At 45.3% G+C, this 17,559-nt stretch carries 19 protein-coding genes; 7 read left to right on the top strand and 12 right to left on the bottom strand.

Annotated features, from left to right (window positions below; translation table 11 throughout):
- Positions 1-103: 103 nt before the first annotated feature.
- The 3 genes from E2R66_RS28845 to E2R66_RS22960 all read right to left on the bottom strand — a co-directional run bounded on the left by E2R66_RS28845 (position 104) and on the right by E2R66_RS22960 (position 2,685).
- The gene (locus E2R66_RS28845; protein ID WP_204985981.1) at positions 104-898 is read right to left on the bottom strand and encodes an endonuclease V; all 795 of its coding nucleotides are present in this window, start codon (positions 896-898) and stop codon (positions 104-106) included.
- Between the two features lie 29 nt (positions 899-927).
- Positions 928-1,707 (bottom strand): carbon-nitrogen hydrolase family protein, encoded by a 780-nt coding sequence (locus E2R66_RS22955; protein WP_133235309.1) that lies wholly within the window; start codon positions 1,705-1,707, stop codon positions 928-930.
- Between the two features lie 111 nt (positions 1,708-1,818).
- A complete protein-coding gene (locus E2R66_RS22960; RefSeq protein ID WP_133235311.1) occupies positions 1,819-2,685 on the bottom strand; it encodes a sugar phosphate isomerase/epimerase family protein in 867 nt (288 codons plus the stop codon).
- Between the two features lie 194 nt (positions 2,686-2,879).
- On the opposite strand from E2R66_RS22960, the gene E2R66_RS22965 reads away from it, so the two are divergent.
- On the top strand, positions 2,880-4,784 hold the full coding sequence (locus tag E2R66_RS22965) for an amidophosphoribosyltransferase (protein ID WP_133235313.1): 1,905 nt from the start codon (positions 2,880-2,882) through the stop codon (positions 4,782-4,784).
- Positions 4,785-4,913: 129 nt separating this feature from the next.
- Positions 4,914-5,402 (top strand): hypothetical protein, encoded by a 489-nt coding sequence (locus E2R66_RS22970; RefSeq protein ID WP_133235315.1) that lies wholly within the window; start codon positions 4,914-4,916, stop codon positions 5,400-5,402.
- Between the two features lie 91 nt (positions 5,403-5,493).
- Here the strand turns inward: E2R66_RS22970 and E2R66_RS29165 are convergent, their stop codons facing one another.
- A complete protein-coding gene (locus tag E2R66_RS29165; RefSeq protein WP_262710317.1) occupies positions 5,494-5,622 on the bottom strand; it encodes a hypothetical protein in 129 nt (42 codons plus the stop codon).
- A gap of 233 nt (positions 5,623-5,855) precedes the next feature.
- Entirely contained in the window at positions 5,856-6,521 is a 666-nt protein-coding gene (locus E2R66_RS22975; RefSeq protein ID WP_133235317.1) for a LysE family translocator, read from the bottom strand.
- Positions 6,522-6,710: 189 nt separating this feature from the next.
- Between E2R66_RS22975 and E2R66_RS22980 the strand changes: the two genes are divergently transcribed.
- Together E2R66_RS22980 and E2R66_RS22985 are read left to right on the top strand one after the other, a co-directional pair.
- The gene (locus tag E2R66_RS22980; RefSeq protein ID WP_133235319.1) at positions 6,711-8,468 is read left to right on the top strand and encodes an MFS transporter; all 1,758 of its coding nucleotides are present in this window, start codon (positions 6,711-6,713) and stop codon (positions 8,466-8,468) included.
- Between the two features lie 169 nt (positions 8,469-8,637).
- Positions 8,638-9,093 (top strand): deoxycytidylate deaminase, encoded by a 456-nt coding sequence (locus tag E2R66_RS22985; RefSeq protein ID WP_133235321.1) that lies wholly within the window; start codon positions 8,638-8,640, stop codon positions 9,091-9,093.
- A gap of 94 nt (positions 9,094-9,187) precedes the next feature.
- Here E2R66_RS22985 and cmk read toward each other — a convergent pair whose 3' ends face one another.
- Positions 9,188-9,859, bottom strand: coding sequence for a (d)CMP kinase (cmk, locus tag E2R66_RS22990; protein ID WP_133235323.1), 672 nt, complete (start codon positions 9,857-9,859; stop codon positions 9,188-9,190).
- Positions 9,860-10,053: 194 nt separating this feature from the next.
- Between cmk and arfB the strand changes: the two genes are divergently transcribed.
- A complete protein-coding gene (gene arfB / locus E2R66_RS22995; RefSeq protein WP_133235325.1) occupies positions 10,054-10,464 on the top strand; it encodes an alternative ribosome rescue aminoacyl-tRNA hydrolase ArfB in 411 nt (136 codons plus the stop codon).
- Here arfB and E2R66_RS23000 read toward each other — a convergent pair.
- The 3 genes from E2R66_RS23000 to E2R66_RS23010 form a co-directional block, all read right to left on the bottom strand.
- On the bottom strand, positions 10,461-11,414 hold the full coding sequence (locus E2R66_RS23000) for a lipid A deacylase LpxR family protein (RefSeq protein WP_133235327.1): 954 nt from the start codon (positions 11,412-11,414) through the stop codon (positions 10,461-10,463). The genes arfB and E2R66_RS23000 overlap by 4 nt on opposite strands.
- Positions 11,415-11,476: 62 nt before the next feature.
- Positions 11,477-12,040 (bottom strand): hypothetical protein, encoded by a 564-nt coding sequence (locus E2R66_RS23005; protein WP_133235329.1) that lies wholly within the window; start codon positions 12,038-12,040, stop codon positions 11,477-11,479.
- A 108-nt stretch (positions 12,041-12,148) separates the two neighbouring features.
- Positions 12,149-14,875, bottom strand: a complete 2,727-nt coding sequence (locus tag E2R66_RS23010; protein ID WP_133235331.1) for an alpha-2-macroglobulin family protein — start codon at positions 14,873-14,875, stop codon at positions 12,149-12,151.
- 102 nt (positions 14,876-14,977) lie between these two features.
- Between E2R66_RS23010 and E2R66_RS23015 the strand changes: the two genes are divergently transcribed.
- Entirely contained in the window at positions 14,978-15,460 is a 483-nt protein-coding gene (locus E2R66_RS23015) for a CYTH domain-containing protein (protein ID WP_133235333.1), read from the top strand.
- 68 nt (positions 15,461-15,528) lie between these two features.
- Here the strand turns inward: E2R66_RS23015 and E2R66_RS23020 are convergent, their stop codons facing one another.
- Together E2R66_RS23020 and E2R66_RS23025 are read right to left on the bottom strand one after the other, a co-directional pair.
- Positions 15,529-15,741: a hypothetical protein gene (locus tag E2R66_RS23020; protein ID WP_133235335.1), complete on the bottom strand. Its 213-nt coding sequence runs from the start codon at positions 15,739-15,741 to the stop codon at positions 15,529-15,531.
- 147 nt (positions 15,742-15,888) lie between these two features.
- Positions 15,889-16,443, bottom strand: coding sequence for a GNAT family N-acetyltransferase (locus E2R66_RS23025; protein WP_133235337.1), 555 nt, complete (start codon positions 16,441-16,443; stop codon positions 15,889-15,891).
- 99 nt (positions 16,444-16,542) lie between these two features.
- Between E2R66_RS23025 and E2R66_RS23030 the strand changes: the two genes are divergently transcribed.
- A complete protein-coding gene (locus E2R66_RS23030) occupies positions 16,543-17,055 on the top strand; it encodes a hypothetical protein (protein WP_133235339.1) in 513 nt (170 codons plus the stop codon).
- A gap of 177 nt (positions 17,056-17,232) precedes the next feature.
- Here E2R66_RS23030 and E2R66_RS23035 read toward each other — a convergent pair whose 3' ends face one another.
- A complete protein-coding gene (locus E2R66_RS23035) occupies positions 17,233-17,424 on the bottom strand; it encodes a hypothetical protein (RefSeq protein ID WP_133235341.1) in 192 nt (63 codons plus the stop codon).
- Positions 17,425-17,559: the final 135 nt, after the last annotated feature.

Consider the following 17,559-nt stretch of genomic DNA (forward strand, 5'->3'; position numbering starts at 1 on the left):
GCAACTTATCTAAAAGAACAATTAGTGCCTATCTGGTACCATATCCAAAACAGTGGTAAATACACTCCGAAAAGACTGCTTTTAAATATATAGGGCAGTCGACTTATTCACCAAACCCTACATATTTCAATATATCCGGCATCCGGTGTTCGCCTTTCATGCCTTTGATGAGCGCAGCCGCTTCCTCAGTATCCATGCCGATGGCGGATACAAACAAAGGATTCTTGCTTTGACCGCGCTCTACAGGGGTAACTTTCTCCTCTGTATTTTTAAACGATGTTTTGGCCACGCCGATTACCGGGATTTTCCCGCCGAGCGCTTCCCATAGTTTGCCGCCCAAACCAAATGTGCCTTCATTGTCGATGTAAACATTACCGTCTACTATAATGAGGTCGATTTGCTCGAGGCCTGCCTGTTCTATAACTTTTAAGATGCAGGGCAGTTCTCGTTTATAAAATTCGCCGGGCACGTATGGCTCAATATTATCCACCTCTACGCTGATGGTATTTTTTGCAACGGTATCGTCCCAATAAAACAGCGCCCCAATAGCTTTAGCCGTGTTTTCTAAGTAATAAACATCAATGGCTATTATCATCTTCCTGCTATGTTTGATGTTGAAATGTGGCTTCGGCCCCCAATAGTGGCGGTGGGTTAAATCGCCGTTTTCATCCCATTCCCGCATAAATCCATAATCAATATTATACGCGATAAAAGATTCTTCCATCAATTGCCCATTATCGAAATATTCTCTCACGAACCCATCAGGGTAGCCGTTCAGGCATTGCGTTTCCAGCAGCAAATTCCCGTTTGGAAATTTTTCCTCAACTACGCCGGTAAAGGGTGTGCCCTTGTAGTGGTAAATTTCACCTCCGCCAACATCAAAACCCACGATTCTCATATCTGGGTCGTTTGTATTCACCCGCTGCATTACACCAATTCCGGTTTAAACCGCTTCGCCAATAACCCTGTCGCTTTATCTAAATCTATCTCTGCAACAGCTACACCCACCTCGCCGTAAGGCTGATAATCAAGGCAAACCTCATCGGGCGCAATAATGCATGATGCAGCTTCCTGATATTCGGTGGCGTAGCCCACGCTGGCGAAGTAGATGGTGTTTTCCATGGCGCGCATCATCATGGCTTTTTCGTAGTAGGGGCTGTGCTTGTTGCCCCACTCGCTTAGTTGTACGCCTTCTGTATCGCTACCGGTAAAATGCGGGTGAAATACTACCTGTGCACCATTCCGCGCCGCCCACCGTACCGATTCGGGATAGCGGAAACCCTCGTGGCAAATGGTGATGCCGAATTTTAATCCGTCGGCTTCAAACAGGCTGCGTTCGGTGCCGGCGGTCCAGATGTTGTCTTCGCTCGGGTCCAGTTGGTTTTTGGTTTGATAGCCTAAGGGTTCGCCGGTTTTTGATACTACCCAGGCAACATTCAATAGTTCGTCATCCTTAAACCAATCCATCGGGATAATGATGCAGATGCTGTTTTCGGCAGCTATTGCGCAAACTTTATCTAAAGCGGCCTGCATGTTTTCGGGCGTTGCCTTCTCCGCACCAAAGCCGGGGTAACCGGGCAGGTAAGTCTCGGGGAAGCAAACGACTGTTGCCTGTTGATTGGCAGCATCTTTAGCCAGTTTGGCTATCCATTGTAAACCATCAGCTATAGATTTTGGGTAGGGTGGGGAGGCAACTGCTATCTTCATGATGGACACGAATTTCACGAATGAAGGCGAATTTCACAAACTAGATTTCACAAACGTTGAGGAAGCTAAAAATTCGTGAAATTCTATTCAATTCGTAAGAATTCGTGTTTATTACAAACCCTTCAAATACTTTATCGTCTCCGGTATCTGCTTAGCATGATCGGGGCTTTCGTCTTCGATGAAGTAGTGACGGATGCCTACGGCTTTGGCGGCTTTCAGCACTTCGGGGATATTGATCTGCCCGGTTCCCAGGGCCACATCGTTCCTGATGTCGGTGCCGCCGGTAAGGTCATTGGCAACGCCTTTGCGGATGTCTTTCAGGTGCATCAGCCTCCAACGGGTAGGGTATTTTAGCATCAGCTTAGCCGGGTCGGCACCACCGTGGAAGGCCCACATTACATCCATCTCAAATTTAACGTACCGCGGGTCTGTATTCTTAGCAATATAGTCAAACAGAGTCCCGTCTTCATACGGTCCAAACTCGTAGCCGTGAATGTGGTAACATAGCGTTAGGCTATTAGCCTTAAGCGTACGCCCTGCTTTGTTCAAATCGGTCACGGCTTTTTTGGCATCGTCGATGGTAAAAGTTTTACCATGAGGCAGCCAGGCCACCATCACAAATTGCGAACCCAATATTCCGGCCATCCGCACGGCTTCCAGCGGTTCTTTTACCAGCATATCATAATCTACCCCGATAGATGGCATGCTGATACCGCGCTTATCCAGCATCTGGCGGAACTTGAAAATATCCACGCCTTTTGGGTTGGGGCCCTCCATTTGGGTAATGCCCAGCGCCTTAACGCTGTCTAAAACTGCTTCGGGCCGGGCAGAAAAACTGGCGCGGTAGGTATAAGCCTGTACACCTATGGGGGCAGTAAATAAACTCTGGTTGGTTTGAGCAACCTTTGCCGATTTGGGTACCGAGCAGCCTGCAAGGGCAAGCGCCGCCGTGAAAAACAGGAATGATGTTGTTTTCATGATGTATTTGATAATCAAAATTAAGATTTTTTGTTTTAAAGACTCATCCCGTTCCCTGTTCGAATGCATTAAATCAGCGGTTTAAATGCGGCTAATCCCAACGCAACGGTTAAGCAAATATTAATGCATTATAATGACAATATGTTTAAACACAATTAAGATAAAACCTTACCTTTGCGGCTCAATACAAGTGCATGAGCGATTCGATAAAGCATGAGTGCGGAGTAGCATTTATCCGCCTGTTAAAGCCGTTATCCTTTTACCAAAAAAAGTACGGCACGGCGTTGTACGGCATAAATAAATTATACCTTTTAATGGAAAAACAGCATAACCGCGGCCAAGATGGCGCGGGTGTTGCAACCATTAAACTGGATATAGAACCAGGCAAACGATACATCAGCCGGCACCGGTCGATGGCGTCGAACGCGGTGGCTGATATCTTTGAGTATATACAGAAGAAATTTGCCGAAATAGAGAAAGAGCAGCCTGAAAAAATGCAGGATGCTGAATGGCTCAAAGAACATGTAAGCTTTACCGGCGAAGTTCTTCTGGGCCATTTGCGTTATGGTACGCATGGTAAAAACAGCATTGAGAGCTGCCACCCCTTCCTGCGCCAAAACAACTGGATGACGCGTAACCTGGTTATTGCCGGTAACTTCAACATGACTAATGTTGACGAGTTGCTGCAACAACTGTACGACCTCGGTCAGCACCCCAAAGAACAAGCCGACACGATTACCGTGCTGGAAAAAATGGGCCACTTCATCGATACCGAGAATCAGGGCCTTTTTGACCAGTACAAACGCGAAGGGTTAGACGATAACCGCGAGATAAGCAAGCTGATAGCCAATGATATGGATGTGGCGAAGATTTTGCGGAAATCGGCCAAGAACTGGGATGGTGGTTACACTATAGCCGGTATTTTGGGCCACGGCGACGCCTTTGTAATGCGCGACCCTGTTGGCATACGCCCCGCTTACTATTATTATAACGACGAAATTGTGGTGGCCGCTTCCGAGCGCCCTGCTATTCAAACTGCCTTTAATATTCCAATTGGCGAGGTTAGGGAGATACGCCCAGGCCATGCGCTTATTGTTAAAAAGAACGGTAAGATAACCGAGGAAATGTTTAGCGAGCCGAAGGAACAGAAATCATGTTCGTTCGAGCGGATTTATTTCTCTCGCGGCAGCGATGCTTCCATTTACCGCGAGCGTAAACAATTAGGTAGGTTACTTTGCCCGCAGATATTGAATGCAGTTGATAACGATATGAAGAACACCGTGTTCTCCTACATTCCAAATACAGCCGAAGTGGCTTTTTATGGCATGGTAGAGGGGGTGCACAAATACATCAAGCAATACCAGCGCGATAAACTGCTAAACCGCGAAGATAAGATAAGCGAAGAAGAATTAACCGAAGTGCTGAGCATGGCACCGCGTGTGGAGAAGATAGCGATTAAAGATGTTAAGCTGCGTACCTTCATTACACAGGATGCCGACCGCAGCGAGATGGTGGCCCACGTTTACGATACCACCTACGGCCTCATCAAAAATGATTTGGATACTTTGGTAGTTTTAGATGACTCCATCGTACGCGGTACTACGCTTAAACAGAGTATTCTGAAGATATTAGACCGCCTAGGCCCTAAAAAAGTTGTTGTGGTTTCTTCTGCCCCGCAGATACGTTATCCGGATTGTTACGGTATAGATATGTCGCGCATGGGCGAGTTTGTGGCTTTTGAGGCAGCTATCAGCCTGCTGAAAGATGCCGGCCGCGACGACATTATATTGGGTGTTTACCAAAAATGTAAGGATGGCTTAAAACTGCGTAAAGAACAAGTTACCAATTACGTAAAAGAGATATACGAGCCATTTACCGATCAGGAGATATCAGACCGTATTGCGCAAATCATTACCCCAAAAGGTGTGAAATGCGAAGTAAAGGTCCTTTACCAAACCCTGGATAACCTGCATATTGCCTGCCCCGGCCACACCGGCGATTGGTACTTCAGCGGAGATTACCCAACCCCGGGCGGTAACAAGGTTGTAAACCGCGCCTTCGTTAACTGGATGGAAGGCAAAAACGAGCGGGCGTATTAAGGATTTAGTGAATAGAGAATGGTGGGTAGAGATTAGTTGCTAACCGAGATAATAAAAGAAAGGCGAAGATTCAGATTTTCGCCTTTTTTGTGTTTGTTAGGTTGTGATGCAAATGACTAAATTGCCGCTGTGAAATCGGAATTCAAATTTTGGGCGTATCTTTTGATGATATTGTCGATGGTATTTACAGTGCTGACGGTGATGGTAGTATCAGGCAACGCCCTTAACCCTACCATACCTTTGGTGGCTTTTTTGGTTGCCTGTTTGTTTTTTTTATTTACGTGGACCTGGTTTTTTTTCGGCGAGTTACGAACAAAGGTTATTGCTGTTGAAATCAAATCAGATGAAATAACTGTTAAGAGGTATCTTGGTTTGTCATTCAAAAAGACCTTTCCGATTGATGCGTTCGACGGATATAAAACCTCTATTTTGTCGTCCAAATCAGGAAGTTATGAGTACCTATATTTAATAGCCGACGGCAAGAGAGTGATTAAGCTTTCGGAGTTTTACCACAAAAATTATAAAGACTTAAAGCGTATAATCATTAATAAGCGGTTTAAAAACCTGAGGTTTGAAAGTTTTAGTTATTTGAACGAGTTAAGGGATATATTCATCTAATATTTTCCTGAGAAATTACGTTATAAATGGATAGCAATTCATTCGAATATCGAATGTCCTAACCTCTAATCTCCACCCTCCAATCTCTGGCTTACACCCCGAACTGTTTAAAATGATGGTCGAGGTGCTTGTATTGTAGTCGGTCCCATTCGTGGGGAGTTAACAGGCCGAAGAAGGGGTTAAGCTTTTTGGTGATGGCTTCTGGGCCTTCTGTTGCCATGCGGCTGATGCAGGAGGCAAGTTTTCTTTCTCCTTACTGGAATTCGGCTGGTGCGTTATGCGGGCCTCTTTAAACGTAGGCGGGTTTTTATCGAAGGGTGCATCGCTCAAAAACTTTTTCCTGGCTATTGTGCCGAACAGGAGACTGATCAGGTGATTTTCTGCAAATATACCTGGAAAGATGCGCAGAAAAGATGAAATGTTGCAACAGGCGTTATAAAAATACTGTGCGAATTAGCTATGCGTTTCGGTTACCGGTGCAGAGAAAACGTAATGGGTAACCAACCTATCTACCAATACCAGCGATGCAATGATCAGGGCTATGCCGGCCACCTGGTTTAGGCGGTGCACCAGTTTTACAGAGATCCTGTCGCGCAGTTTATCGGCATAAAACGCCTTGGTAGTATCCAGCCCGAACTGTACCACCAGGATGGTGATGAACATAATGGCTATTTTAAGGGTGCGATTATGTACGCCGCCGTGGTAAACGGTACTGGCCGCACCGATAACAACCGTCCAATGAAAGAGGATGGTAGGGTTGAAAATGCACATCAAAAAACCTTTGAAGAAGTACCCTGCGCGGTCTACAGCCGAGGGTACAGTGTTAGCGTAGTTCACATCGCTCTTTTTAAAGAGGTAGTAAACGCCTACAGCAAAAAGTATCAGGCTGCCCAACACGCCTATAAAGGTCTTGGTTTGCGGCGCTACAGTGAAAAGCTGCGATCCAAAGAGTATTGCCCCAACGAACACCACATCGCTGCATACCACGCCAAGGGCCAAAGCTACGCCTGCATGGAAGCCTTTTTCGATACTGGTTTTAATTAAAGCGAAAAAAACCGGGCCGGTTAAAAATGTTAACACTAATCCAAACCCAATTCCCGAAATAATGGCTTCTATCATTCAGTTAAGCGTATATATTGCTTTCTATCCAGTTAAAAAAATCAGGACACTAATATGCGAACTTTTATCTGTTAAACACAAAACATACCGTTGTGATTTATATTTTGAAAAAATTAACGCCTATTTATAAAAAAATGAATTAAGTTTAGTGCTTCAAACTTACCAAGATATTACTAACCTGATTTAACAATGGAACAAAACAACTCGAAGAGTAATGGCTCGGCGTTGTACACGCTGGTAACTGTATTTTTCTTTTGGGGCTTTTTAGCAGCTTCGAACGGCATATTCATACCTTTTTGTAAAGCGCATTTCCACCTCTCGCAATTCGAATCACAACTGATCGATTTTACCTTTTATGGCGGCTATTTTATCGGCTCGCTTATCCTGTACTTTGCTTCGGCAGCCACAAAAATCGATATCCTGAATAAAATGGGCTATAAGAACGGCATCATTTATGGTCTCCTTATTTCTGCCGTAGGTGCATTAATTATGGTGCCTGCAATTGGCTCCGGCTCCTTTGCCTTTATTTTGTTTACCTTCTTTGTTATTGCATTAGGTTTCTCATTGCAGCAAACTGCAGCCAACCCCTTTGTAGTAGCCCTGGGCAGCGCCGAAACGGGTACCCACCGCTTGAATTTTGCGGGCGGCGTAAATAACTTCGGTAGCATTTGGGGACCGGTTATTGTAGGTATAGTGCTTTTTGGTTCTGCCTCGAAAAAGATAAAGCCGGAGGATGTGCAGATATCATCGGTAAACAACCTGTATTACATACTTGCTGGTTTGTTTATTGCTGTAGCGATATTCTTTTGGGTGTCTAAACTGCCAAAAGTAACCAGCGACGAAAAGATTGAGCCGAGCAACAAGGCTAATAAGCCATTGGCTATCATTTTCCTTGCCTTCCTGTTGATTTTAGCAGCCGGACCGGTGAGTACCTACTTTGGCGATAAAGCTGCAAAGGAAAGTAACATACCCGTAAATGCTCAATTGTATAAAGACCATGGCGGCGAAACTTTAGAGCAAATAGAAAAAATTGATAAAATTACGCCTCAGGAAAAAGCCGATTTTATATTTTATGTAAAACACGTAAACCAGTATAAATCGTACATGGTTTATGCCTCACTTGCCATCATACTGATCACGCTGCTTTCTACAATTGCAACCAGCAGCAAGCATAAAGAGGGTTGGGGAGCCATGCAGTACCCGCAGCTTATTTTGGGCATGCTTGCTATATTTACCTATGTAGGGGTTGAGGTTACCATCCAAAGTAACATGGGGGCCTTGTTAGAGACCAAAGATTTTGGCGGCTTAAAAACCGATGAAGTAGCGCCGTATATTTCGCTTTATTGGGGTAGTTTGATGATTGGCCGTTGGACAGGTGCTATCGCAGCGTTCAATTTATCTAAGATTGCCAAATTCTTGCTTACCGTTGTATTGCCTTTTGCCGCGTTTGGTGTGGTACTTTTAGTTAACGGTATCAGCGGTGTGCATGTAGCACAGTTTTATCCTTACGCAATTTGTGTAGCTGTACTTGTAATCGGGTTTCTTGCCGGCGATCAAAAGCCGGTACGTACGCTTGCGTTATTTGGTATATTGGGTGCTATATTCATGCTGATCGGTTTATTCACTACCGGTATGGTGGCCATATTCGCGTTCATTAGCGGTGGCTTGTGCTGCTCTATCATGTGGCCATCTATCTTCTCGTTATCGGTTACCGGCTTGGGCAAATACACCAGCCAGGGTTCTGCATTCCTGATCATGATGATTTTGGGCGGATCTATCATTCCGCCGGTACAGGGCATATTAGCCGATACAGCCGGTATTCACCATTCTTATATCATACCTGTTATAGGCTTCGCTTACCTGGCGTTCTTTGCCTGGAAGGCAGGTTCGATACTAAAAGGACAGGGTATAGATGTAGATAACCTGGAAGCAAGTGGGGGACATTAATAGTGATGAGAGCGTGGAGTTTAAAGATCAGTTAGATTATCCTAACGTTTAAACTCCAGCCTCTAATTTAATTAACTTTTTTAAAAGAGGTTAGTTAACTTTGCTGTTAACTAACCTCTTTTCTTTAAGTCGAAAAAGTCTTTTTCTAGTCTCTAAACTCCAACCTCTGATGAACAAACCCACTTTCGACCATATATTCATGAACCTGGCTACCGATCTGGCAAAGCGCTCGCATTGCGTTAAGGCGCAGGTAGGGGCGGTGTTGGCTAAGGATACCCGCATCATCTCTATAGGCTATAATGGCCCGCCTGCCGGCACCCACAATTGCGATGAGGAATTTCCCGAGCAGGGTTGTGCGCGCGATAGTAAGGGCAGCTGCTCGCTTGCGCTGCATGCCGAGGAGAATGCTATACTATACGCCGTAAAGAATGGTGCCAATTTGGACGGTGCAACCCTGTACACCACACTATCACCATGTCTGCCATGCGCAAGGCTTATCTTTTCTGCAGGTATCAAACAGGTTTACTTCGATAAATCGTATGCGCAATACAAAGGCCTGGCCAGCGATGAGGGTGTTGATTTTTTGAACAAGTTTGGGGTGAGTGCGGTGAAGGTTGATGAATAGTTGGAAAAGGTTGAAAAGGTTTAAAAAGTTAAATCAGTTCCTTCTTTTCACCAAATCAACGGAATCATTTAATCAGTAAAATCAACGGTTCAGACTACATCAACGGCTCCACTTTATCCAGCGCAAACTGTAGTTGCTGCTCGGGGGTGAGGTTGGTGTTATCTAATATAATGGCATCTTCGGCGCGTACCAGCGGGCTTTCGGAGCGGGTGGTATCTGCGTAATCCCGGTGGGCCAGATTTTCGAAAACTTCCTCTAATGTAATATCCGGGTTTTTGGGGTGTATCTCTTTAAATCGACGTTCGGCGCGTACTTTTGGGTCGGCGGTCATGAATAGCTTTACGGGTGCATCCGGGAAAACTGCGGTGCCTATGTCGCGGCCATCCATCACAATGTTTTTTGATTTGCCCATGCGCTGCTGCTGCTTCACCATTTCGCGGCGCACCTCTTTAAGAGCCGATACCGCGCTCACCTTTTCAGATACCGGCATCTGGCGTATCTCTTCAGATACCTCCTCCTCGTTCAGCAGGATGTGCGATTCATAATCGCGCGAGTGGAAGTTGAGGTGGATGTTCTTCAGCGCCTGCTCTATCTGAGCATGGTCGGCCATATCTACGTTGTTGCGCAGAAAATACAGCGCAACGGCGCGGTACATGGCTCCGCTATCAACATAAATAAAATGGAGTTTTTTGGCCAGTGCCTTCGCCAGCGTGCTTTTGCCGCATGATGAGTAGCCATCTATCGCTACTATAATGTTGTTGCTCATCGGCTGCGAAGTTACGGTTTTTAGGGGGTATTGTCTGAATCAGAATTCTCAGGATTATGGAATTTTCAGAATAGTATTTATGCGCTTGTAAAGGTTCTGTTCATCGCAAAATTCTGTAAACGGCTAGGCCCTCCTGAGCACCATTGAAGTAATCAAATGCGAAAATTCCGATGCAGACGGTTATCTTCGCTTCCATGAATTTTGATAAGGCCGGGCTGCAGAAAACAATAAGCTATAAAACATCGCGCAGCGGCGGTAAAGGCGGGCAAAACGTAAATAAGGTATCGAGCAAGGTGGAGCTATTGTTCGATATTGAAAACTCGGTGCTGTTTACCGATGAGGAGAAGCTATTGCTTAGGCAAAAGCTGCAAAGCCGTTTTAATAAAGACGGCCTGGTGCAGGTAGTTTGCGACGAGGAACGCAGCCAGTACCTCAATAAAGAGATAGCCCTCGAACGCCTGATGGTGTTGCTTGCCAATGCGCTGGTAAAGCCCAAAGTGCGCAAAAAAATCAAGGTGAGCAAAGCCGCCAAACTGGCCCGGCTGGATAACAAAAAAGCCCAGGCCGATAAAAAAGCTACCCGCAAAAGGGATTTTGATTTTTAATCGAATCTGTACAATAACGTGGCTGAACCCCACTGATGGGCATGCGCCATATATTTTACATCGCGCGTGTTAAATATGGCCGCTAAGCCGTACACAAACCTGCCGCCTACGTAGTTTACGCCCACCTCGTTACTGAAAATAAAATGGCGGATATCTTTGGTCACCTCCATGGTGCCGGGCACAGGGTGGTCTTTAAATATGCTGCCTTGTATAGTGGCATCATAGCCCACCACATTAGCCTGCGGTTTGTAATACAGAAAAAATTCGTGCTCGTGCAGCAGGCTGTTTTTGCCTTTAGATACCGTGCTTTGTGTACTTACCGACTGGAACAATTGGTTTAACTTGCCAAACCGAAACATTAAGCCTGTGCCGGCACCAATAAAACCGGTACCCAAATTAGCATACGAAGTGCTGGTAACGTCTATAAAGCCATCGCGGCCAATAAGCTTATTGTACTCGCCACCCACGTTCAAAACAAAGCTGTTGCGTATCTGGTACTCCCAGCCCTCGGGCGGGTAAAAGCCGAAGGTGCGGTGGATGGACTCCTGTATGCCCTGGCCACCTGCTGCGGGGCCTATAACGCCAACTTTGGCGCTGAGCTTTATATTACTTTCGTTTTTATATAGCCAGTTTAAAGATGCGCCTGCATATAAGTAGCCCGCAAAAGGCCTGTCCAAATAGTTTACCGACGGAATAGCTGCAGATTGCGGATTAAACAGCTTTTGCCCGGCTTCCAGACCGAACACTTTGTTGGCCAATTTATCGTTCTTGCTTGCATCCAGCGCGGCGCGGTAATAGGCAAATATACCGTTGGTATAGTACCGGTCGCTGCCCTGTGCCAAAAACGAATCGTTATCAGATTGCAGGCCGAATTCGTGGCCGCGGGTTTGGGCAAACGTGCTGCTTGCTGCAAACAGGCCGGCGGCAAAAGCTAATAGTTTAATTTTCATCAAAAGGGTTATATATAAGCTTGGCTAAATTAAAAAAACGCTTAACAATTTCGCCTTGTTTATTAAAAACAATACCCGAAGCTAATGTAAGGCCAATAAGGTACAAACTGTTCAGAAGTAATAATTGGGCTAACGCCCCCTCTGAACATAAAACCGCCATCGGCAGGCTGGTAGCGATAGCCAAAATTTAAGCTGCCAAAAATCCCACTATTGTTTTTGCGGCCATAGTAAATATCATTTGTGCCGTTCTCGTAGTTATTCGACGACTTAAAAAACACCGTATTGGAGTTTACACTAAAATAGGTTATACCAGCACCCACTTCAAAATACTTGCCTTTTTTCCCCAATAAGTAATTCACAACAACAGGCACAGTAAAAAGTTGGTCGCCGCCATCGGCATAATAGCTAATGCCTATGCGACCGCCAAGGCCATCCTGCCGGTTTTTAAAACGCGTATCATAGTTGGCAGAATAAATAGCGCCCGGGCCCAATAGTTCAAAATAAACACTTTGAGCCTTTTTGGTAGCATAACTATTCTGAAGAGAATCTACAGGAGAGATTTTTTGTGCAAATGCCGTGGAACCAAGCATCGTACACAGAGCAATAATAGGTAGAAGTTTAAACATGATAGGGATTTAAGTTAAGGTTAGAATGTGAATTATTGTGATTGGTTGGTATAGCGCCACAATATAAAGCGCCTGACTTGCTTTCTATTGTGGGGCTTAAAACCGGTATTACTTTACGGTATAGCGGTACACATACCTGCCCAGGTTACCATCGGCATCCATGCCTTCTATTACGGCTTTGTAGGTGCCGCGGCCATCGGCATTATAAAACTCCACAAAGGTGCTACCGGTTACTTTATCGGTAAGCACTTTGGGGCTCCAAAAAATGGTACTACGTAAATCGCCGCCAAATGTGCCGGGTTTGGGCACATCGTATTTGGGCGAATAAAACTCGCGGGCAACCGCGTAGCCTGTTGGCATTATGGTTAGGATATTTGGCGGGGGTATCAGTTCCTGCAAATCGGCAAAAGAAATCTTGGTGCCTTTTTCTTGTTTTTTAAGGTTTATTTCTACAATGCCCGAGGTGCCGTACAAATCGTCGATACCACTGAGGCCGGGTGTTTTAAATACTTCTATCGACTCTACATTGGCGGTGTTCACGCTGTTCAGGTACATTAAATCTACCGGCATCCCATTCAAGAAAATCTGTATAGGTTTCTTATTCTGGCTGTTGTAGCTCTTCATGAAATAAAGCTTGTTATCATCTACAGTAGTACCCAAAAGATAACTTTGCAGGCATAATGCCATGTTTGTACAATTACGTAGCACCGAGCCGGCTATCTCTTGGTCGGCCATCATGGGCAGGCCTGTTAGTGCTGGAAAATCGGTATGGCCCACCTTTTTTGCCGGTGCGGCACGTATAACTACCTCTTTTAACTGGTGCAGGTTGTTGTACTGTTTCAAGCTGTTCAGCAGGAAGTTCTTCATCGTGGTATCTATATTGGCCACTTCGTCAAAAGCCATATTGTTCCTGGTTGGGGCCTGGTAGGTTTCGGGGTTGGCGGTTACCACCAGGTTTTTGCCGTTTGCATTGGCCCTTGCAGTGATGATCACCTTAGACGAATCGTTGAAGTTTAGTTTAGAGAAGTGGTAGTTGCCCACCATATCGGTAACGGTTTCGGCATAGAAATTTCGCGATGGTATTTGCAGGCGCAGGTAGCCTTTGGCTATCGTCATGCCGGTGTTGTTGCGCAGGACGCCGCTTAGCTCCAGTCCGTTCTGCTCAGGGGAAACCATAATCTGCGGTACCTTATCGGTTATTACGTTACGGTAGCTCAGGCGGCGGTAACCCTGCGTAAGCATCAGTATATCCAGGTTTTCGGCAGCATTGACGTCTTTGCTGATGAAGTAATAGTTTGGCTTCTCTACGTAGCCCTTCAGGTCAGACGTGAGCAGGGTGCTGGTGAGTATAGTGGTCTCGGCATTATCGTCAAACGGTACTTTTGTTTCGTCGATAACCGAAACCGAGAAGGTGCCCGCAACCGGCAGTGCCTTGTTTTTAGCAGTTATGGCCAACTTTACCTTTTGCCTGATAGCGTACGATTTGGTGGCCGAGTTGATATTAAGGGTGAGCGCGTCGTTATGTTGGATGAACACCACGCGTTCGCAAAGAGCCACGCCGTGATCTGTAAGCAGGGTAAGTTGCACTATACCGGTAGGGAACTTGTTTTTAGGTATAGATGCGCTGTAGATGGGTGCATCTAACTTAGTTTGTGCGGCAAAATAAACAGCGCCACCGCTTTGCGCAATAATATAATACAGCTTGCCCTGGTTAAGCGGGAAATAAGTAGAATTGGCTGATATCTTGATGCTGAGGTTTTCGCTATCGTTATTAAAAACCGAAAGGTTTATACCCGATGCCTTGATGCGCGGCAAATCATAAGTGCTTTTGCTTCCATCGGCATATTCTATATTGGCTTTATATGTTTTGCCGGCTTCGGGTATCAGCGCAAATACGCCCATGCCCAGGTGCTGCGAGGCCAGGTTGGCCACTACATTGCCGTCATTATCGGTTATGGTACCTTTTATATTAATACCCAGCCCGTTGTTGCCGATGGCTTTAAAAGCAACTTTAGAGCGCACACCGGTGATGAGCTCACCTCCCTCGGGGAAAAACTGGATATCTTTATCAGAGGCCGCTGCTTTAAGCGGAAAAGTGCGCGTTACGCTTGTGCGGTTACCCATATCAATTACAGCAACCAAATTTGCCCCTTTTAGTGCTGTAGCCGCTCCGCTGAATTCCGCTTTCAACACGCCGTTCTGGTCGGTAGTGCCTTTGCCTTTGCTTAGGTCCTCATTATTGGCTACCACCGTCCAGGTTACCTTTTTTCCGGCGAGGGCAAGGCCCTCCTTTGGGTCGAAATAGGTGATGCCTGCGTTTACTTTGGTAAGGCCCGCCGCTGCAGCAGTTGAAGTAAATGCGATGTTGGTGGCTACGGTCTTATCAACCGCGTTGCCAATTACCAGGTTTTTATTGAAGAAGTAGTCCGGGTCGTAATTGCGCATATAGGCGGTATAGGCCCGTAAGTGGTAATTGCCTTGCTTGAATTCGGCAGTGGTAAGCCCAATATTGCCATTAGCCACGCCATTTACTACGGGCAGCTTAAGGTACCGCATCATCGAATCCTGGCTATTGGTAATATCCACGTAAACAATATTGCTTAATATGGTTGGCGAGTGCTGGTCAATGGTTACGTAAGCTTTAAACCAAATGGTATCGCCGGCTGCATAGTATGGCTTATCTAAATGCAGGTAAACCTTCTCAAAAGGGTAGGAGGTAACGAGCTTGGTTGTTTTGGCAACTATGGTGGTAAGGCCAATTGTATCGCGTTGGGCAAATACAGGGGTGCAGGCTACGAGGATTAGTATAAAAAAAGCAAATCTTTTCAAGTTCATTTGTGTTGAAATGTGGCCGGGCTAAGATAAACATTTAGCTTTACGGCGTGTTGAAAGCATAGTCGATTTAACATTTTATAACATTATTGTTAGATAAATAGTATGGCAATAGAAATAGAAAGGAAGTTTTTAGTTGACGATGCCTTGTGGGCATCCTTGGTGAAACCGGCTGGCAAACTTTTTAAACAGGGCTATATCCTTAGCGATGATAAGCGTACCGTAAGGGTACGTGTAACAGACGAGGCGGCGTACCTTACGCTTAAGGGCAGTACTACCGGTATCAGCCGCAGCGAGTATGAATATACTATCCCCATTGCCGATGGCAACGAGATATTGGCAGGCCTTACGGTATCGGCCATAGAAAAAATGCGGTACTTTATTCCCTTTGGCAATCACCTGTGGGAAGTGGATGTGTTCAGCGGGGATAATGAGGGACTGGTAGTGGCCGAGATAGAATTGAGTAGCGAGGAGGAAGTCTTCGAAAAACCCGGATGGGTTACAACCGACGTGAGCGACGACCACCGCTACAGCAACGCGAGCCTATCAGTAAGCCCATATAAAGAATGGGGTGGTAAAAGCATATAAACAGCTTAGTTGTAAACGAACAAAACCCGCCAGTTGGGCAGGTTTTATTGGTTTTGGTATAGTGCTATTTACCAGCCGCTGCCTTTTGTAGCTGCGCCTGATGCAATGTGTCCTTCTGCGGTAGCTTTACCCATTATAGCTGCCATTTTGTTTCCGTCTGCATCTTTACCGGTTGCAATGTAACGACCCGATTTGATATCAATAACAGGATCTATCATTGGAACATTCTTGGTTTTGGTTTTTACTGAATAGGCGGTAATGCCTCCTGATTGTGCTGCCATGTTTTTTAAGTTTTTTTAGTGTAAACTGTATTAATTAAAATTTGTTTTTATTGCCCGCCGTAATAATTTAGGTTAAGTTTCGGGCGCATTGGTTAAAGCAGGCAAGTTATGTAATAATACTTAACTAACAAATTTTATGCAGATTTGTTATTTTATGGTGGTAATTAAGCTGTAAATGGCCGAATCGAGGAAGTGACCTTCACTGAAATAATTCTCCCTGAAGTAGGCCTCAGGTACGAAACCGCAGCGTTCCAGCGTATTGATAGATGCCTGGTTTGCGGGGTTTACGTTTGCTTCTATGGAATGCATGCGCATTGCTTCGAAAGCGTATTTAATTACCTCATTCATAGCTTCCTGCATTATGCCAAGGCCCTGGTAGGCGGGGCTAAGCATATAGCCAATTTCGGCCCGGTGATTTTCCTTATCCAGCCGCCAGAAACATATGTTGCCTATGGGGTGGCGATTGCCATTTAAGCAAATACCCCACATAATGCCGTCGTTTTTTTCGTGCTGCGTTTGTACTACTTTTATCCATGCTGTAACCTCTTCAATGGTTTTTGCAGGCGGCCTGTCTATGTATTTCATCACTTCGGGGCTGCTTCGCAGCGCAAAAAAGGCTTCTGAATCGTCAAAAGTAATAGCGCGCAGCGTTAAACGCGGGGTTTGCAATAGCGGCAATGGGTGTAGATTTACCTGGAGCATAGGCGTGTTTTAATACGGATAAATATAATTGATCATAGCCATCAAAGGCATGCCCGAATAAAAAATCCAACCATTTGCTGCTATAATTGTAGTATAATTATGCAAACACTGATGAACAACATGAAACCCTATATTTTGATAGCTGCACTGGCGATGGCATCGTGCACGGGCAATAACAACAATACTACAGATACGCCGAAAACCGATAGTGGAACAGCCGATAGCGTTAACGCTAAACTGAAAGCACCGGCCCAAAATATGGAGTATTGCTTTTTGCATACCGACGGCATGAATGCGGAAGACACAACTGCTATACATTTAATCATAAACGGCAGTAAGGTGACAGGCGACATGTATTGGCTGCCAAAAGAAAAGGATAAGCGTAAAGGTACCCTTACAGGCACTACAGATGGGAGTATTATAAAAGCGCAATGGCATTTTATGCAGGAAGGGCAAACGGATTCGGTTGCGGTGGAATTTAAGTTATCGTCGCAACAGCTGGCGCAGAAATCGTCGATGCTCGATCCAAAGACTGGTCGGGAAATTGTAGACCCGAAAGCCGATTACATCACCATATATAATATGGATACCTGCGGCAAGTTTAAAAAGTAAAGCTCTTTAGGGCAATAAAGCTCTTTAGGGCAATACGGCTTGCCCAGTTTACTTAGTATATATTGAATGCGCCATCTTGTGGTGCATTTTTTATTTTAACTCGTTTTGCGGGTTTGCTGTTGCCGTTTAAATATTGCAGGAGTTATTTACCCGAGGGATAAAATACGGGCATGATAATTAGTCTGCCTGACCGATGTCTTTTTTAGTATCTGCCTGTCCGATATCTTTCTTGGTATCAGCCTGGCCAATGTCTTTCTTAGTAGATGGCTTGCTGGTAGTGGTGTCGCGTTTTGCAGGTACAATGGTGGTGAATGCTGAAACTACGCCTGTTGTTAATATAAGCGCTGCTGCTATGATTACTTTTTTCATGATTGCTATTTATTATAGATGTTATGCTTTGTTTGTGGGTTGATAGGTGCTTTAATTAGTCAGCCTGGCCGATGTCTTTTTTAGTATCTGCTTGTCCGATATCTTTTTTGGTATCTGCCTGGCCAATGTCTTTTT

This window comes from Mucilaginibacter psychrotolerans (genome assembly GCF_004519315.1).
In the GTDB taxonomy this organism is placed as follows: Bacteria; Bacteroidota; Bacteroidia; order Sphingobacteriales; family Sphingobacteriaceae; genus Mucilaginibacter; species Mucilaginibacter psychrotolerans.

Bases quoted from the DNA above. Each gene is read 5' to 3' on its own strand.
- E2R66_RS28845 (WP_204985981.1), bottom strand. From the start codon at position 898: ATGAGAATCGTGGGTTTTGATGTTGGCGGAGGTGAAATTTACCACTAC.
- E2R66_RS22955 (WP_133235309.1), bottom strand. From the start codon at position 1,707: ATGAAGATAGCAGTTGCCTCCCCACCCTACCCAAAATCTATAGCTGAT.
- E2R66_RS22960 (WP_133235311.1), bottom strand. From the start codon at position 2,685: ATGAAAACAACATCATTCCTGTTTTTCACGGCGGCGCTTGCCCTTGCA.
- E2R66_RS22965 (WP_133235313.1), top strand. From the start codon at position 2,880: ATGAGCGATTCGATAAAGCATGAGTGCGGAGTAGCATTTATCCGCCTG.
- E2R66_RS29165 (WP_262710317.1), bottom strand. From the start codon at position 5,622: ATGGCAACAGAAGGCCCAGAAGCCATCACCAAAAAGCTTAACCCCTTC.
- E2R66_RS22975 (WP_133235317.1), bottom strand. From the start codon at position 6,521: ATGATAGAAGCCATTATTTCGGGAATTGGGTTTGGATTAGTGTTAACA.
- E2R66_RS22980 (WP_133235319.1), top strand. From the start codon at position 6,711: ATGGAACAAAACAACTCGAAGAGTAATGGCTCGGCGTTGTACACGCTG.
- E2R66_RS22985 (WP_133235321.1), top strand. From the start codon at position 8,638: ATGAACAAACCCACTTTCGACCATATATTCATGAACCTGGCTACCGAT.
- cmk (WP_133235323.1), bottom strand. From the start codon at position 9,859: ATGAGCAACAACATTATAGTAGCGATAGATGGCTACTCATCATGCGGC.
- arfB (WP_133235325.1), top strand. From the start codon at position 10,054: ATGAATTTTGATAAGGCCGGGCTGCAGAAAACAATAAGCTATAAAACA.
- E2R66_RS23000 (WP_133235327.1), bottom strand. From the start codon at position 11,414: ATGAAAATTAAACTATTAGCTTTTGCCGCCGGCCTGTTTGCAGCAAGC.
- E2R66_RS23005 (WP_133235329.1), bottom strand. From the start codon at position 12,040: ATGTTTAAACTTCTACCTATTATTGCTCTGTGTACGATGCTTGGTTCC.
- E2R66_RS23010 (WP_133235331.1), bottom strand. From the start codon at position 14,875: ATGAACTTGAAAAGATTTGCTTTTTTTATACTAATCCTCGTAGCCTGC.
- E2R66_RS23015 (WP_133235333.1), top strand. From the start codon at position 14,978: ATGGCAATAGAAATAGAAAGGAAGTTTTTAGTTGACGATGCCTTGTGG.
- E2R66_RS23020 (WP_133235335.1), bottom strand. From the start codon at position 15,741: ATGGCAGCACAATCAGGAGGCATTACCGCCTATTCAGTAAAAACCAAA.
- E2R66_RS23025 (WP_133235337.1), bottom strand. From the start codon at position 16,443: ATGCTCCAGGTAAATCTACACCCATTGCCGCTATTGCAAACCCCGCGT.
- E2R66_RS23030 (WP_133235339.1), top strand. From the start codon at position 16,543: ATGCAAACACTGATGAACAACATGAAACCCTATATTTTGATAGCTGCA.
- E2R66_RS23035 (WP_133235341.1), bottom strand. From the start codon at position 17,424: ATGAAAAAAGTAATCATAGCAGCAGCGCTTATATTAACAACAGGCGTA.